15 protein-coding genes and 1 riboswitch are annotated in these 16,131 nt (G+C 71.3%); of the genes, 5 read left to right on the forward strand and 10 right to left on the reverse strand.

Annotated elements, in window-relative coordinates:
• Positions 1-111: 111 nt before the first annotated feature.
• The 8 genes from ACQP09_RS03590 to ribD all read right to left on the reverse strand — a co-directional run bounded on the left by ACQP09_RS03590 (position 112) and on the right by ribD (position 6,165).
• The gene (locus tag ACQP09_RS03590) at positions 112-573 is read right to left on the reverse strand and encodes a PH domain-containing protein (RefSeq protein WP_433395926.1); all 462 of its coding nucleotides are present in this window, start codon (positions 571-573) and stop codon (positions 112-114) included.
• A gap of 99 nt (positions 574-672) precedes the next feature.
• A complete protein-coding gene (gene hisG / locus ACQP09_RS03595) occupies positions 673-1,521 on the reverse strand; it encodes an ATP phosphoribosyltransferase (RefSeq protein ID WP_327217236.1) in 849 nt (282 codons plus the stop codon).
• 58 nt (positions 1,522-1,579) lie between these two features.
• The gene (locus ACQP09_RS03600) at positions 1,580-1,852 is read right to left on the reverse strand and encodes a phosphoribosyl-ATP diphosphatase (protein WP_018490177.1); all 273 of its coding nucleotides are present in this window, start codon (positions 1,850-1,852) and stop codon (positions 1,580-1,582) included.
• 35 nt (positions 1,853-1,887) lie between these two features.
• A complete protein-coding gene (ribH, locus tag ACQP09_RS03605; protein WP_015607322.1) occupies positions 1,888-2,373 on the reverse strand; it encodes a 6,7-dimethyl-8-ribityllumazine synthase in 486 nt (161 codons plus the stop codon).
• A 38-nt stretch (positions 2,374-2,411) separates the two neighbouring features.
• Entirely contained in the window at positions 2,412-3,716 is a 1,305-nt protein-coding gene (locus tag ACQP09_RS03610; RefSeq protein ID WP_433395929.1) for a bifunctional 3,4-dihydroxy-2-butanone-4-phosphate synthase/GTP cyclohydrolase II, read from the reverse strand.
• On the reverse strand, positions 3,713-4,357 hold the full coding sequence (locus ACQP09_RS03615) for a nicotinamide mononucleotide transporter family protein (RefSeq protein ID WP_433395931.1): 645 nt from the start codon (positions 4,355-4,357) through the stop codon (positions 3,713-3,715). The genes ACQP09_RS03610 and ACQP09_RS03615 overlap by 4 nt, the downstream gene beginning before the upstream one ends.
• Positions 4,354-5,064 (reverse strand): riboflavin synthase, encoded by a 711-nt coding sequence (locus ACQP09_RS03620; protein WP_433395932.1) that lies wholly within the window; start codon positions 5,062-5,064, stop codon positions 4,354-4,356. The genes ACQP09_RS03615 and ACQP09_RS03620 overlap by 4 nt, the downstream gene beginning before the upstream one ends.
• The gene (gene ribD / locus ACQP09_RS03625; RefSeq protein WP_433395934.1) at positions 5,065-6,165 is read right to left on the reverse strand and encodes a bifunctional diaminohydroxyphosphoribosylaminopyrimidine deaminase/5-amino-6-(5-phosphoribosylamino)uracil reductase RibD; all 1,101 of its coding nucleotides are present in this window, start codon (positions 6,163-6,165) and stop codon (positions 5,065-5,067) included.
• Between the two features lie 162 nt (positions 6,166-6,327).
• Positions 6,328-6,458, reverse strand: a riboswitch (FMN riboswitch).
• A gap of 301 nt (positions 6,459-6,759) precedes the next feature.
• Here ribD and ACQP09_RS03630 point away from each other — a divergent pair.
• On the forward strand, positions 6,760-9,129 hold the full coding sequence (locus tag ACQP09_RS03630) for a chitinase C-terminal domain-containing protein (protein WP_433395935.1): 2,370 nt from the start codon (positions 6,760-6,762) through the stop codon (positions 9,127-9,129).
• Between the two features lie 79 nt (positions 9,130-9,208).
• The gene (locus tag ACQP09_RS03635; protein WP_433406849.1) at positions 9,209-9,466 is read left to right on the forward strand and encodes a hypothetical protein; all 258 of its coding nucleotides are present in this window, start codon (positions 9,209-9,211) and stop codon (positions 9,464-9,466) included.
• A 57-nt stretch (positions 9,467-9,523) separates the two neighbouring features.
• On the opposite strand, the gene ACQP09_RS03640 is transcribed toward ACQP09_RS03635, so the two are convergent.
• Positions 9,524-10,702: an ROK family transcriptional regulator gene (locus ACQP09_RS03640; RefSeq protein WP_433395937.1), complete on the reverse strand. Its 1,179-nt coding sequence runs from the start codon at positions 10,700-10,702 to the stop codon at positions 9,524-9,526.
• A gap of 160 nt (positions 10,703-10,862) precedes the next feature.
• Between ACQP09_RS03640 and ACQP09_RS03645 the strand changes: the two genes are divergently transcribed.
• The 3 genes from ACQP09_RS03645 to ACQP09_RS03655 all read left to right on the forward strand — a co-directional run bounded on the left by ACQP09_RS03645 (position 10,863) and on the right by ACQP09_RS03655 (position 14,401).
• Positions 10,863-12,098 (forward strand): MFS transporter, encoded by a 1,236-nt coding sequence (locus tag ACQP09_RS03645; RefSeq protein ID WP_433395939.1) that lies wholly within the window; start codon positions 10,863-10,865, stop codon positions 12,096-12,098.
• Between the two features lie 163 nt (positions 12,099-12,261).
• Positions 12,262-13,659, forward strand: a complete 1,398-nt coding sequence (locus ACQP09_RS03650) for a uracil-xanthine permease family protein (RefSeq protein WP_433395941.1) — start codon at positions 12,262-12,264, stop codon at positions 13,657-13,659.
• A gap of 112 nt (positions 13,660-13,771) precedes the next feature.
• The gene (locus ACQP09_RS03655) at positions 13,772-14,401 is read left to right on the forward strand and encodes a DUF5995 family protein (protein ID WP_433395943.1); all 630 of its coding nucleotides are present in this window, start codon (positions 13,772-13,774) and stop codon (positions 14,399-14,401) included.
• Positions 14,402-14,429: 28 nt separating this feature from the next.
• Here the strand turns inward: ACQP09_RS03655 and ACQP09_RS03660 are convergent, their stop codons facing one another.
• Positions 14,430-16,124: a flavin monoamine oxidase family protein gene (locus ACQP09_RS03660; RefSeq protein ID WP_433395945.1), complete on the reverse strand. Its 1,695-nt coding sequence runs from the start codon at positions 16,122-16,124 to the stop codon at positions 14,430-14,432.
• Between the last annotated feature and the right edge of the window lie 7 nt (positions 16,125-16,131).

Here is a 16,131-nt window from a genome sequence, read left to right on the forward strand (position 1 = left end):
CCCCGCGGGCCCCGGGCAGGGGGCCGTGGATCGGCGGGGTGGGGCGGCACGGGGCGCCGCCGTCCACCACAGTAGACAACAGGGCCCGGCGTGGCGCGGGGGCTCCGCCGGTCAGGGGGTGTCGTCGCCGGTGGTCGAACGGGACTCGGCCAGCGCGCGCAGGGCGCGGGCGTCGCGGATGGCCTGCTGCTTGGCGATACCGGGCTGGATGCCGAGGGCGGGCATGCTGGTGCCGTCGCTGAGGTCGAGGAAGACCCAGGGGTCGCCGGAGCGCAGGTTGACGCGGAGGATCTCCTCCCACGCCAGCCTGCGGGTCCGGGTGAGGTTGACGACGGTGACGCCGGTGTCGTCGGCGGTGACCCGGGGCCTGCTGAGCAGGGCCAGGACGCCGAAGAAGAGCGCGGCGACGAAGACGAAGGTGATCCGCTCCCCCGGGTTGAGCCGCTCCAGCATCAGGGCGATGACCGTGATGACGAGGAACATCGCCAGGCCCACGCTCAGCAGGACCACCCGGGTGCGGGTGGGCCGGAAGGTGACCGGGAGGGCGGGGACTTCGGGCCGGGGCGCGGACATCGGGGTCTTCTCTCGGGTTGTGCGGTGGCCGGGCGCTCAGACGCGGCAGGCGGGATGGCCGTGGTGCTCAGAGACGGCAGGCGTGGATCGCCGTGGTGCTCAGAGACGGCAGGCGTGGATGGCCGTGGTGAGGATGGCGCGGGCGCCGAGCTCGTACAGGTCGTCCATGATCCGCTGCGCCTCCTTGGCGGCGACCATGGAGCGGACGGCGACCCAGCCCTCGTGGTGCAGCGGGGAGATGGTCGGCGACTCCAGGCCCGGGGTGAGGGCGACGGCGCGCTCCAGGTGCTCGACGCGGCAGTCGTAGTCCATCATCACGTAGGACCGGGCGACCAGGACGCCCTGGAGGCGGCGCAGGAACTGCTGGACCTTGGGGTCGTCGGTCGGGGCGCCGTTGCGGCGGATGACGACGGCCTCGGAGGTCATGATCGGGTCGCCGATCACTTCGAGTCCGGCGTTGCGCATGCTGGTGCCGGTCTCGACGACGTCCGCGATGATCTGGGCGACGCCCAGCTCGATGGCGGTCTCGACCGCACCGTCGAGGTGGACGATGGACGCCTTGACGCCGGACTCCTTGAGGTGGGCGGCGACGATGCCCTCGTACGAGGTGGCGATCGTCATGCCGTCGAAGTCCTGCGGGCCCGTGGCGGTGCCGGGCTTGGTGGCGTAGCGGAAGGTCGAACGGGCGAAGCCGAGCTGGAGGATCTCCTCGGCGTCGGCGCCGGAGTCCAGGAGCAGGTCGCGGCCGGTGATGCCGATGTCGAGCTTGCCGGAGCTGACGTAGATCGCGATGTCCCGGGGGCGGAGGTAGAAGAACTCGACCTCGTTCGCCGGGTCGACCAGGACCAGTTCCTTGGACTCCTTGCGCTGCTGGTAGCCCGCCTCATGGAGCATCGCCATCGCAGAGCCGGAGAGTGCACCCTTGTTGGGGACGGCGATGCGCAGCATGAGGTCAGGTTCCTTTGTGCGGAGGGAGAACGGGGGACGTGCGGTGCTCGGGCCGGGCTCAGAGATGGGCGTAGACGTCGTCGAGCGAGATACCACGGGCGACCATCATCACCTGGACGTGGTACAGCAGCTGGGAGATCTCCTCGGCGGCGGCTTCCTTGCCCTCGTACTCGGCGGCCATCCAGACCTCGGCGGCCTCCTCGACGACCTTCTTGCCGATGGCATGGACGCCCTTGTCCACCAGTTCGGCGGTGCGCGAGGTGGAGGGGTCGCCTTCGGCGGCCTTGAGCTGGAGCTCGGCGAAGAGCTCTTCGAAGGTTTTGTTCGCCATGATGGTCCTCAGAATACGGGGTCGCCGGGCGGTACTCAGCGCCAGGGTTCGCTGACGGTCCGCAGCGTGGCCGCGGTGGCGACGGCGGCGGTGACCGCTTCGTGCCCCTTGTCCTCGTTGGACCCTTCGATGCCCGCCCGGTCGAGCGCCTGCTCCTCGGTGTCGCACGTCAGTACGCCGAAGCCGACGGGGACACCGGTGTCGACGGTGACCTGCGTGAGGCCCATGGTGACGCCCTGGGACACGTACTCGAAGTGCGGGGTGCCGCCACGGATGATCACGCCCAGAGCAACGATCGCGTCGTAGCCCCGGCCGGCGAGCACCTTGGCGACGACGGGCAGCTCGAAGGAGCCGGGGACGCGGAGCAGCGTCGGCTCGTCGATGCCGAGCTCGTGCAGGGCGCGCAGGGCGCCGTCGACGAGGCCGTCCATGACCTTCTCGTGCCACTGGGCCGCGATGACGGCCACCCGGAGGTCGGCGCAGTTGCGTACGGACAGTTCGGGTGCACCCTTGCCGCTCATGGTTCTCCTGAAGCTCGTTGCGTGGTGGTGGTCGGTCGTTACTGGTTGGCGCAGGGCGACGCGGGGGCGCCGTCCAGCCAGGGCAGGTCGTGGCCCATGCGGTCGCGCTTGGTGCGCAGGTACCGCAGATTGTGCTCGCCGGCCTGGACGGGCATGGGCTCCCGGCCGGTGACGGCGAGTCCGTGGCGCAGGACGGCGTCGGTCTTCTCCGGGTTGTTGGTCATCAGCCGGAGGCTGCGTACGCCGAGGTCCTTGAGGATCTGCGCGCCGGCCGCGTAGTCGCGGGCGTCGGCGGGCAGGCCGAGCTCCAGGTTGGCGTCCAGGGTGTCGACGCCGCGCTCCTGGAGTTCGTACGCGCGGAGCTTGGAGAGCAGGCCGATGCCGCGCCCTTCGTGGCCCCGGAGGTAGACGACGACGCCCCGGCCCTCCTCCGTGATGCGCTGCATGGAGGCGTGCAGCTGGGGGCCGCAGTCGCAGCGCTGGGACTGGAAGATGTCGCCGGTCAGGCACTCGGAGTGGATCCGGACGAGGATGTCCTCGCCGCCGTTCTCGGTGATGTCGCCGTGGACGAGCGCGACATGTTCGACGCCGTCGACGGTGGAGCGGTAGCCGTACGCGGTGAAGTCGCCGAACTGCGTCGGCAGCCGGGTCTGCGCCTCGCGGCGGACGGTGGGCTCGGCGCTGCGGCGGTAGGCGATCAGGTCCTCGATGGAGATGATCGTGAGGCCGTGCTTGCGGGCGAACGGGACCAGCTCGGGCAGGCGCAGCATGGTGCCGTCCTCCCCCGCGATCTCCACGATCGCCCCGGCCGGGCGCAGTCCGGCGAGCCTGGCGAGATCGACGGCGGCCTCGGTGTGGCCGTTGCGGACGAGGACGCCGCCGGAGCGGGCGCGCAGCGGGAAGATGTGGCCGGGGCGGACGAAGTCGCCGGGTCCGGCGGCCCCGCCCGCGAGCATCCGCAGGGTGGTGGCGCGGTCGGCGGCGGAGATGCCGGTGGTGACGCCGTGGGCGGCGGAGGCGTCGACGGAGACGGTGAAGGCGGTCTGCATCGACTCGGTGTTGTCGGCGACCATCTGCGGGAGTTCGAGCCGCTCCAGCTCGTCGCTCTCCATGGGTGCGCAGATCAGGCCCCGGCACTCGCTCATCATGAAGGCGACGATCTCCGGGGTCGCCATCTCGGCGGCGATGACGAGGTCGCCCTCGTTCTCGCGGTCCTCGTCGTCGACGACCACGACGGGCCGGCCGGCGGCGATGTCACGGATGGCCTGCTCGACGGGGTCCAGGGAGAGGTCCTCGGCGAGCGGGTCGTGGCCGGGGTGCAGCCAGGTGGGCTGAGCAGTCATGCCGTGGCTCCTTCCAGAGCGGGTGTCCGCGTACGCAGCCACCAGTCGCGCATGCCCCACAGGACGAGGGCGCCGTAGATGATGTAGACGAAGCCGGAGAAGGCGAAGCCGTTGGCGAAGTTCAGCGGGACGCCGACGAGGTCGACCAGGAGCCAGGCGAACCAGAACTCGACCATGCCCTTGGCCTGGGCGTACATCGCGACGATCGTGCCGACGAAGATGTACGCGTCCGGCCACGGGTCCCAGGAGAGCGACGGGAAGAGGGTGAACAGGCCTCCGACGGCGAGGGTGCCGAGGGCCGCCCCGCCGATCAGTACGCCGCGCTCGCGCCAGGTGGCGAAGCGGACGGCGAGGGAGCCGTCCTGGGCCTGCTGCTTGCCGCGCTTCCACGCCTGCCAGCCCCACAGGGCCACGACGATGACGACCAGCTGCTTGCCCGCGCTGCCGGAGAGGTGGGCGGAGGCGAAGGCCGTGAAGAGGATGGCCCCGGCGAGGAGCTGGGCGGGCCAGGTCCAGATGGAGCGCCGCCAGCCGAGGGCCAGTGCGGCCAGGCCGATGAGGTTGCCGATCATGTCGGCCCACTTGATGTGCTGGCCGAACACGGTGAAGGCTTCGGAGTTGAGCCAGGAGACGGTGTTCATCGCGGGTCCTGCCCGGCGGCCTGGTATCCGAGTGGCAGGTCCTGCCCGGCGGCCTGGTCTCCGAGTGGCAGGTCCTGCCCGGCGGCCTGGTCGCTCAGCAGGCCCTGCGCGGAGCCGGACCGGTCGCCGAGCAGCCGCTCGACGTACTTGGCGATCACGTCCACCTCCAGGTTGACCGGGTCGCCGGGCTGCTTGTGGCCGAGCGTGGTCAGGGCGAGGGTGGTGGGGATGAGGCTGATGGTGAAGAAGTCGGCCGCCGCCTCGACGACGGTGAGGCTGACGCCGTCGACCGTGATGGAGCCCTTCTCGACGACGTACCGGGTCAGCTCGGGCGGCAGGGAGACCTTGACGATCTCCCAGTGCTCGGAGGGGGTGCGCTCGACGATGGTGCCGGTGCCGTCCACGTGGCCCTGGACGATGTGTCCGCCGAGCCGGCCGCCGAGCGCCATCGGGCGCTCCAGGTTGACGCGGGAGCCGGTGGTGAGGGCGCCGAGGCTGGAGCGCTTGAGGGTCTCGGCCATCACGTCGGCGGTGAACTCGCCGTCGCCGGTCTCCACGACGGTGAGGCAGACGCCGTTCACCGCGATGGAGTCGCCGTGCTTGGCGCCGTCGGTGACGACGGGGCCGCGCAGCCGGAAGCGGGAGGCGTCGTCGAGCTGCTCGACGGCGGTGACCTCACCCAGTTCTTCGACAATTCCGGTGAACACTCAGTTTCCCTTCCGAGCAGGGGCGGGGGCGGCGGTGATGCGCAGATCGGGGCCGATGCGGACCGTCTCGGTCACATCGAGGCGCAACGCGCGGGAGATGGTGGTGATTCCGGCGTCGCCGAGGGCCGCGGGGCCCGCGCCGAGGAGGACCGGGGCGAGATAGCCGACGACTTTGTCGACCTTTCCCGCGGCGACGAAGGCTCCGGCGAGGGTGGGGCCGCCTTCGAGGAGTACGGAGAGGACGCCGCGCCCGTGGAGTGCGGCGAGGAGGGCGTCGAGGTCCAGGCCGGTGCCGGTGGCGGCGCGGGGCAGCCGCAGGGCGACGCCCTCGGGGAGGTGGTCGGCCGGGGCGTCGGCGGCGACGGCGACCAGGGTGGGCGCGGTGTCGTCCAGGACCCGGGCGCCGGGCTTGACGGCGGTGGCGTTCGTGTCGACGACGACGCGGAGGGGCTGGGTGGCGCCGTCGATGCCTCGGACGCCGAGCTGGGGGTCGTCGGCGCGGGCGGTGCCGGAGCCCACGATCACCGCGTCGGCCTCGGCGCGGAGCCGGTGGACGTCGGCGCGGGCCTCGGGCGAGGTGATCCAGCGGCTGGTGGTGTCGGCGGCGGCGATGCGGCCGTCCAGGGTGGCGGCGTACTTCCACAGGACGTACGGGCGGCCGAGCCGCACCGAGGTGAGCCAGGCGGCGTTCCCGGCCTCCGCCTCGTCGGCGAGGAGGCCCTGCTCGACCTGGACGCCGGCCGCGCGCAGGGTGTCGGCACCGCCGGTGGCCTGCGGGTTCGGGTCGCCGACCGCGTACACGACCCGGCTGATCCCGGCGGCCAGGAGGGCCTGGGCGCAGGGGCCGGTGCGGCCGGTGTGGTTGCAGGGTTCGAGGGTGACGTAGGCGGTGCCGCCCCGGGCCCGCTCACCGGCCGCGCGCAGGGCGTGGACCTCGGCGTGCGGCCCTCCGGCGCGCTGGTGGAAGCCTTCACCGGCCAGGGCTCCGGAGGCGTCGGTGATGACACATCCGACGACCGGATTGGGGCTGGTGGAGCCGAGACCGCGGGCGGCGAGCGTGACGGCTCGGCCCATGGCGGTGATGTCGGCTGCGGTGGCCACCGGGTCCTCCTGCCTCTTCGGGCACGGACTCCGGGGCCTGTCGATGACGACAGATGAAGCGGGCTCATCAGGGGAGACGCCGAAAAACCCGAGAAGGGACGCAGGGATCCGGACCATCCCGGCCATGCGTCCGCCTACGGCGGCGTACCGATGACGAAACCGCCGCGCACTGCCTCCCATCCGGACTTTAACCGTCGGTCCAGGAATCCCACCTGGTCAACCGGCCGCTGGCTGCGGACGGGTCGCGGACTATAACCGCCGGTTCGGAATTGCACCGACCCCGGAGTGCGCTGCTACTGGTACGGAACCAGTCTGCCACGGACGCTCCTCGGCCATGCGGGTGAGCCCTGTGGGCTGGGTCACAGGATGTCTGGCACAAACCCGCCCAGAGGAAGTCCGACATGTCGGTGACAACGTAGTCATTCAGAAAGTTGAGCACTAAAGGTCCAGACCTATTGACGCACTGGTCTAGTCCTCTTAATCTCTGCGTCACCTCCGAGGTTCGGTCCCACGGTGTGCGCACACCGGGACCCCGACACGACCCACCCCCTTAGCCAGTTGTGTTCTGCCGACCTCCCCAGGAGGAACGTCCACATGCTGTCCCCCACCCGAGCGAGAGCCACGCTCCTCGCCGCCGGCGCCGCTGTCGCCGGCCTGCTGATGACCTCCCTCGCCGCCACCCCGTCGGCCGCCGCCGTCGACCACGAGACCTGTCGTCCCGACGGGCTGTACAAGACCCCCGGCGCCGACACCCCGTACTGCACCGTCTACGACGGTGAGGGACGCGAGAAGATGGGCGCCGACCACAAGCGCCGCGTCATCGGCTACTTCACCAACTGGCGTACCGGCAAGGACGGCAAGGAGGCCTACCTCGTCCCCAACATCCCCTGGGACAAGGTCACGCACCTCAACTACGCCTTCGCGCACGTCGACAGCGCCAACAAGCTCTCGGTCGGCCCCGACAGCGCCGACAACGCCTCCACCGGGATGACCTGGCCCGGTGCCGCAGGCGCCGAGATGGACCCGGCACTCCCCTACAAGGGTCACTTCAACCTGCTGACGAAGTACAAGAAGCTGCACCCGGACGTGAAGACCCTGGTCTCCGTCGGCGGCTGGGCCGAGACCGGCGGCTACTTCGGCCCGGACGGCAAGCGCGTCAACTCCGGCGGCTTCTACTCGATGGCGACCAACGCCGACGGTTCGGTCAACCAGGCCGGCATCAACACCTTCGCCGACTCGGCCGTCGCCTTCATCAAGAAGTACAACTTCAACGGCGTCGACATCGACTACGAGTACGCGACGTCCATGAAGGACGCCGGCAACCCGATGGACCACACGCTGGCCAACGGCCGCCGCGCGGGCCTGGTCAAGGGCTACGACGCCCTGATGAAGACCCTGCGCGAGAAGCTCGACCGCGCGGGCGCCGCCGACGGCAAGCACTACCTGCTCACCGTCGCCGCCCCGTCCTCCGGCTACCTGCTGCGGGGCATGGAGACGTACCAGATGCAGAAGTACCTGGACTACGTCAACATCATGTCCTACGACCTGCACGGCGCCTGGAACGAGTACGTCGGCCCGAACGCCCAGCTGTTCGACGACGGCAAGGACAACGAGCTGGCGCAGGCCGGTGTGTACACCACCTCGCAGTACGGCGGGGTCGGCTACCTCAACACCGACTGGGCCTACCACTACTTCCGCGGCTCGATGCCGGCCGGCCGCATCAACATCGGCCTGCCGTACTACACCCGCGGCTTCAAGAACGTCCAGGGCGGCACCGACGGCCTCTGGGGCAAGGCTGCCACCACCACCTGCCCGGCGGGCGCGGGGCTGACCAAGTGCGGTGACGGCGCGGTCGGCATCGACAACCTGTGGCACGACAAGGACGACAACGGCAAGGAATCGCCAGCCGGTTCCAACCCGATGTGGCACGCGAAGAACCTGGAGAAGGGCATCGCGGGCGACTACCTCGCCAGCTACGGCTTCCCCGCCAACACCCAGCTGACCGGCACCTACGTCCGCAAGTACGACTCGACGCTGGTCGCCCCGTGGCTGTGGAACGCCCAGAAGAAGGTCTTCCTCTCCACCGAGGACGAGCAGTCGGTGCAGCGCAAGGCCCAGTACGTGGTCGACAAGGGCATCGGCGGCACGATGATCTGGGAGCTGGCGGGCGACTACCGGTGGAACGCCGCGAAGGGCCAGTACGAGACCGGCAACACGCTGACCACCACGATGTACGACGCCTTCAAGTCGGCGGCCCCGTACGGCGCGAAGCGCTCCACGGTCACGCTGCCGACCGGCGCCGTCAACATCGACGTCTCCTTCAACCAGTTCGCGCTCGGTGACTCCAACTACCCGATCAGCCCCAAGCTGAAGATCACCAACCGCACCCAGGCCACGCTGCCGGGCGGCACGGAGTTCCAGTTCGACTACTCCACCTCCGCCCCGGCCAACGCCAAGGACCAGTCCGGCTTCGGTACGTCGATCATCCGCAGCGACCACACGGCCGCCAACAACATCGGCGGGCTCAAGGGCCCCTACAACCGGGTCTCCCTGAAGCTCCCGGCCTGGCAGACGGTGGCGCCCGGCGCCTCGGTGGAGCTGGACTTCGTCTACTACCTGCCGACCTCCACCCCGTCCAACTGGACCGTGACCTTCGGCGGCAAGTCCTACGCCCTCGCCGGTGACCTGGCCCGCGGCACCACGCTGGTCGAGCCCGGCACCGGCACCAACCCGACGCCGACCCCGACCCCGACCCCGGACCCGACCGGTCCCACCCCCACCCCGACCCCGACGCAGCCGGGCGGCACCTGCACGGCCCCGGCGTGGAACGCGGCCACCGAGTACGGCGGCGGCTCCCTCGTCAGCCAGGACGGCCGCACGTGGAAGGCCTCGTGGTGGACGAAGGGCGAGAAGCCCGGCACCACCGGCGAGTGGGGCGTCTGGAAGGACCAGGGCGCCTGCTAGCTCCGGTACGGGGGTGAGCTCATCGCCCCTGCGGTACGGGGGCGAGCCCCCGCCCCCGTGACCTCCCCGCACCACCCACGTGAAGCCCCGGCGTCCACCGCCGGGGCTTCACGCACTCCCGCCGCCCGGCCGCGCCTCTGGCAGGTTCCACGACCTGGTCCTGTCCGTCGTCTACGGCTCGCGGCGGGTGGTGCCGGTGCGGCTGGCGGGGAAGGCGTACGCGGGATACCGGAGCGGCGGCCATCTGAGCCCGGAGCACGCGGTGGGGACGGTGACATTCGAGGAGTTCCTGGCCCGGCGGCACCGGCGGGCGGGCGGGCTGAGCGCGGGAGGCTGAACCGGGGGGTCAGCCGTACGGTTTCTCAGCCGCGCCTTCCGTCGGCGGTGCGGCGCCTCAGCCCACCCCCGGTGCGAACAGCGCGTCCTGAGCCGCGTCCCGGGCCGTGAGCAGCGCCCCGCGCAGCACCGCCCCGTCCCCCAGCGAACCGGCCCGGACCTCGGTGCGCAGAGGTGACATCAGCGCGAGCCGCTCCTCGACCCGGGCGGCGAGCGCGGGCCCGCCGGCCTCGCCGACCGCGCCCGCCAGGAGGACGCAGCCGGGGTCCAGGACCGAGACGACGGCCGCGGCCCCGAGGGCGAGGCGGTCGGCCAGTTCGTCCAGGAACGGCTCCCCGCGCTCGCCCGCCTCCAGCGCCGTGCGTACGGCGGCCACGGCGGCGGCCTCCGTAGCCCCTTCGCCCGCGATGCCGTGCCGGGCGGCGAGTTCGCAGACGGCCGCCGAACCGGCCAGCGAGAAGAAGCCGCCTTCGCAGTCGACGGCCGAGGGCAGTCCGGCCACGCCGGGCACCGGCAGGAAGCCGATCTCGCCCGCGCCGCCGGAGGCGCCCTGACGCAGCTTGCCGTCCAGCATCACGGCGGCGCCGATGCCCTGGCCCAGCCAGATCAGGACGAAGGTCTCGCGGTCGAGAGCGGCACCGGCGCGGTGTTCGGCGACGGCGGCGAGGTTGGTCTCGTTCTCGACGAGGACGGCCGCCGGGAGCCGCTGCTGGAGGACCCGGACCAGGCCACGGTGCCAGGCGGGCAGCCCGGTGCTGTCGCGGAGTTCGCCGGTGGCCGGGTCGATCAGGCCGGGGGCTCCGATGCCGACGCTGTGCAGCGGTACGGACCCCGCCTCGCGGGCCGTGCGCTCCAGGAGGGCGACGGCCTGCTCGACGGCGGGCCCGGTGCCGGTGCCGTCGGCGATGGGGAGGGTGGCCTCGGCGCGGGTGGTCCCGAGCAGGTCGGCGACGACCACGGAGACGCTGCCGGTGCGGACGTCGAGGGCGGCGAGGTGGGCCCGGTCGGCGACGATCCCGTACAGCTTGGCGTTGGGGCCCCGGCGGACGGCGCCGGACTCGCCGACGACGTGGATCAGCCCTGCGTCCTGGAGCCGTTCCACCAGGTCGGCGACGGTGGGGCGGGAGAGGCCGGTCAGGGTCTTGAGCTGTGCGGCCGTCAACGGGCCGTCCTGCTGGAGCAGTTGCAGGGCGAGCCGGTCGTTGATGGCCCGAGCCGTGCTCGGTGATGCGGGCATACCGGGATCCTTCCAGACCACTGCGGAGCCTCCTTCCCGGGGCGGCGGAGAAGAGCTGCCGACAAGAGCTATTTATCAGGCAGGGTTCCTGATAGTTTACGCGACGCAGTCAGGACGTCCCGGACGCCGTCCGGATCTCTCAGGGGAGGGCACCGCCCGCATGACGAAGGAACCGACCGCCACCGCGGTCCACAGCTTGGAGCAGGTGAAGCGGGCGCGGATCGCCGTCGCCACCGTCTTCGCGGTGCACGGGGCGGTGACCGGCAGCTTCGCGACCCGGGTGCCCTGGATCCAGGACCACGCCGGGGTGAGCGCGGGCCAGCTCGGCCTCGCCCTGGCCTTCCCGGCGATCGGCGCCTCGATCGCGATGCCGCTGGCGGGCCGGATCAGCCACCGGTTCGGTGCGCGGACCGCGCTGCGGGGGCTGCTCGCCCTGTGGACGCTGGCGCTGATCCTGCCGGCGCTGGCGCCGAACCTGCTGACGCTCTGCGCCGTCCTGTTCGTCTACGGGGCCACGGCCGGGATGTCCGACGTGGCGATGAACGCGCTGGGCGTGGAGGTGGAGAACCGGCTCGACAAGTCGATCATGTCGGGGCTGCACGGGATGTGGAGCGTCGGCGCGCTGATCGGTTCGGCGGCGGGCACGGTCGCCGCGCACATCGGGGCCGACGCCCGGCTCCACCACACGGTCGCCGCGCTGGTGCTGACGGCGCTGGGGCTGCTCGCCTGCCGAGGCGTACTGGACCTGCGCAGCGAGCCGGACGAGGAGCCGCCGCCGCGCTTCACCCTGCCGCCGAAGTCGGCGCTGATCATCGGGGCCGTCGGGTTCTGCGCGGTCTTCGCGGAGGGTGCCAGCCTGGACTGGTCCGCGGTCTACCTGCGGGACGTCCTCGGCAGCTCGGACGGGGTCGCGGCCGCCTCCACCACGGCGTTCGCGCTGACGATGGCGGTGGCGCGGCTCGCCGGGGACCGGATCGTGGACCGGTTCGGCGCGGTGCGGACCGTACGCGTGGGAGGCGTGCTGGCCACCGTGGGCGGGCTGCTCGTGGTGTTCTCGCCCTCCCCGGCGGCGGCGATGGGCGGCTTCGGGCTGCTGGGCCTCGGCGTGGCGGTCGTGGTGCCGCTGGCCTTCGCGGCGGCCGGGCGGAGCGGGCCGAACCCGAGCCAGGCCATCGCGGGCGTCGCCACCATCACGTACACCTCCAGCCTGATCGCCCCCTCCGCGATCGGCGCGCTGGCGGAGACGACCTCGCTGGTGGTGTCCTTCGGTGTGGTGACCGCGCTGGCGTTCGGCCTGGTGCTGGGTGCCGGCGTGCTGCGGGCGGGCGACCGGAAGGTCACCGGCTCCGGAGCCACGCTGGGTGGTGCCGCGGCGAAGAGTCCGGCCGGGAGCTGAGCACGCCCCGACGGTGAGGAATCGCAGCCGGGAGCCGAGCACGCCCCGACGGCGAGGATCCGCGCCGCACCACTACCATGGCGCTGATCTTTTCCGCAGGTGAACACCGAAGTCCGGGTCGCAGACCGGCCGGCACACCGAGCAGACCTTTCAGGGAGCAACCATGAGCCTCGGCGTGCGCTGGACCTTGCACGGCGACGGGAAGACCCCCGCGCCCGGGGCGGTGGTCCGCCCCGACGAGCGGCTCTCCTGGCCCCGTACGTTCGGACTCGGCGCCCAGCACGTGGTGGCGATGTTCGGGGCGTCGTTCGTCGCGCCGGTGCTGATGGGCCTCGACCCGAACCTCGCGATCATGATGTCCGGCGTCGCGACCGCGATCTTCCTGCTGGCGACGAAGGGCCGGGTGCCGAGCTACCTCGGCTGCTCGCTCTCCTTCGTCGGCGTCGCGGCCACCATCAAGGCGAGCGGCGGTGACAAGGCGACCATCACGGGTGCGGTGCTGGTGGTCGCCGCCGTCCTGTTCCTGGTGGGCCTCGCGGTGCAGCGGTTCGGCGCGCGGATCATCCACGCCGCGATGCCTCCGGTGGTGACCGGTGCGGTGGTGATGCTGATCGGCTTCAACCTGGCGCCGGTGACCGCGTCGACGTACTGGCCGCAGGACCAGTGGACCGCGCTGGCGGTGATGCTCGCCACCGGCCTCGCCGTGGTCTGCCTGCGCGGCTTCCTCTCCCGGATCGCGATCTTCCTCGGCCTGGTCTTCGGCTACCTGCTCTCCTGGGTGCTGGACCTGGTCTTCGGCAAGATCCACTCCCCGGCGGGCGGCGCGGAGGCCGTCGACCACTGGCGCCTGGACCTGTCGGGCGTGGGCGCGGCGGACTGGATCGGCCTGCCGTCCTTCCACGCCCCGGCCTTCGAGTGGTCCGCGATCCTGGTGGCCCTGCCCGTGGTGATCGCGCTGGTGGCGGAGAACGCGGGCCATGTGAAGGCCGTCGGCGAGATGACCGGTGACTCGCTGGACGACAAGCTCGGCACCGCCATCGCGGCGGACGGTGCGGCGTCGATGCTCTCCACCGCCGTGGGCGGCCCTCCCAACACCACGTACTCCGAGAACATCGGCGTCATGGCCGCGACCCGCGTCTACTCCACGGCCGCCTACTGGGCAGCCGCCTGCTTCGCGCTGCTCTTCGGCCTCTGCCCCAAGTTCGGCGCGGTCGTCGCGGCGATCCCGGGCGGGGTGCTCGGCGGCATCACCGTGATCCTGTACGGAATGATCGGCCTGCTCGGCGCGCAGATCTGGCTCAACGGCCGGGTCGACCTGCGCAATCCGCTCAACCTGGTCCCGGCCGCGGCAGGCATCATCATCGGCGTCGGCGGCGTCAGCCTGAAGATCACCGACAACTTCGAACTGGGCGGCATCGCGCTCGGCACCCTCGTCGTGATCACCGGCTACCACGTGCTGCGCGCCTTCGCCCCGGCGCATCTGAAGACCGAGGAACCGCTGCTGGACGCGGGGACTTCGGCGTACGACGAGAGGCCGGACGGCCACGCCGAGAAGTCCTGAGGCATACCGCGCTCAGGCCGTGAACCCCTTACCCGGCACCGCCGTTCGCCCGTTCCGATGAACCTTCGGCCGGCCGGTGCCGTGCCGGGTCCAGGACTGCCACGCTCCGCACATGACGCAGATCGAACAGTTCGCGGACCCGGCAGTGCTCGCCCGCCCTCACCGGTGGCCGCCCGGGGACGGGATCGGGGTCTTCCACGACGTACGGCTGGCGGTGGCGCCGGAAGCCGTACCCGCCGGCACCCTCGACGCGCGTCTCGCCGAGCGCTACCTCTCGGCCCTCGACGTGGCCGACGCGGGTGGGCGGGCGCCGGAGTGCAGGCGGCCGCTGGTCCAGTACCGGTGCCACACCGGCGTACACCCGGTGCAGTTCGCTCTGGCCGGGCTGCATGCGCACATCGCGCACGATCTGGTTCTGGCCGTGGTGGACACCTGCCGTACGCGCGACTGCGAACCGGCCGCGCTGGAAGGGGAGTTCGAGCGAGTGGGTGATCTCCTCGCCTTGCTGGAGGAGCGGATCCACGACGATCTGATGCCGGGGCCCGATCTGCTCCGGATCGCGGATCCGCTGGCCTATCTGGTGAGTACGTGGAACCTGGAGCGGGCCCGTGAGGCCGCCTGGACGGCGGCCCGGGTGCTCTGGCGGCTGCGCGAACTCCCGTCTGCTGCCGAGGAGTTCGCGCGGCAGACCGACGCGGGCGCCGGGCTCGTGGTGCGCTTCCTGCTCACCCCGTGCCGCTGACGCCCGCGTACGTACGACAGCCCCCGGATCAGTCCTCCGGAAGCTCCACCGGTGCGATCTCGTCGTAGACGTCGCCGGGGCCCGGGTTGGTCGGGTCGGTCACCCCGCCGAACTGGTGCATCACGCCCCACACCGCGTTCAGCGCGGTCTGCACGGCGCCCTCGGCCCAGCCGGCCGTCCAGGAGATGTCGTCGCCCGCGAGGAAGAGGCCGCGCTTGTCGGCGGGCAGCCGGTCCTGCATGAAGTGGGTGAACAGCCGCCGCTGGTACCGGTAGTGGCCGGGCAGGTTCGCCTTGAACGCACCCATGAAGTACGGCTCGTTCTCCCAGGAGACGGTGACCGGGTTGCCGATGATGTGGCTGCGGATGTCGACGTTCGGGTAGATCTCGCCGAGCGACTTCAGCATGACCTCCATGCGCTCCTTCGGCGAGAGCGGCAGCCACTTCAGGCTGTCGTCGCACCAGGTGTAGGAGAGGCAGATGACGGCGGGCTTGTCCGGGCCGTCGTCCAGGAGGTACGTCCCGCGGGTCATCCGGTCGGTGAGCGTCATCGACATGGTGTCGCGGCCGGTGAGCTCGTCCTTGTCCAGCCAGAACGGCCGGTCCACCGGCACGAACAGCTTGGACGACTCCATGTAGTGGGTGCGCTCCATCGCCGTCCAGTGGTCGATCGGGAAGAGCGCGTCATCGCAGTCGATCTTGGAGAGCAGCAGCCAGGACTGGCCGGTGAAGACGGCCGCCCGGAAGGTGCGGATGTCGCCGGTGGCGTCGGTGACCGTGATGCGGTTGCCCGCCGTACGGGTCAGCCGGGTGACCGCGCCGCGCGGCTCGCCGCCGTGCAGGGAGGCCAGCGAGGTGCCGAGCGGCCAGTGGACGATCTTCTGCGGCTCGCGGTCCCACAGGCGCAGCGGGAGCTGCTGGCTGCCGCCGACGATGCCGCGGTGGTGGTCGTCGGCCTCGGTGTAGACGACCCGCAGGATCTCCAGGATGGAGTTGGGGAAGTCGGTGTCCCAGCCGCCGGTGCCGAAGCCGACCTGGCCGAAGATCTCGCGGTGGCGGAAGGACTTGAAGGCGTCGGAGGCGCAGAGGAAGCCGTAGAAGGTCTGGTTGTCGAGCTGCTCGACGAGCTTCGCCCAGATCTCCCGGATGCGCGGGACGTCGCGCTCGCGCAGCGCCCGGTTCATGTCGGAGAAGTCGGCGCCCTCCTCCAGGCAGGCGTTCCAGGCGCTCGCCACGTCGCGGTAGACCTGGGGCAGGTCGTCGATGGTCTCGGCGTAGTGGGACTCGCCCTTGAGGTCGACGACGGTGGAGGGCGTGGCCGGGGAGAGCGGGTTGGGGAACGCGCGGGTCTCCAGGCCGACCAGGTCGATGTAGTGCTGGAGTGCCGTGGAGGACGGCGGGAAGCGCATCGCGCCCATCTCGGCGGTGAGCGAGGGGTCGCAGCCGTCGAAGCCGACGGTGCGCAGCCGGCCGCCGATCTGGTCCGCCTCGTAGACGACGGGCTTGAGGCCCATCTTCATCAGCTCGTACGCGGCGATGACGCCGGAGAGCCCGCCGCCGATGACGGCGACCTCCTGGCCGTGCTCGGTCGCCGGTATCTGGCCGAGGCCGGCCGGGTGGGCGAGGAAGTCGTCGTACGCGTACGGGAAGTCCGGCCCGAACATGGTGATCGGCGGGGCGGCGGCGTCGGTGTGCTGGACGGCGTTGGGCACCGTGGACGTCATGGGGTAC

The organism is Streptomyces sp. CA-146814 (assembly GCF_050942385.1).
Taxonomy (GTDB): domain Bacteria; phylum Actinomycetota; class Actinomycetes; order Streptomycetales; family Streptomycetaceae; genus Streptomyces.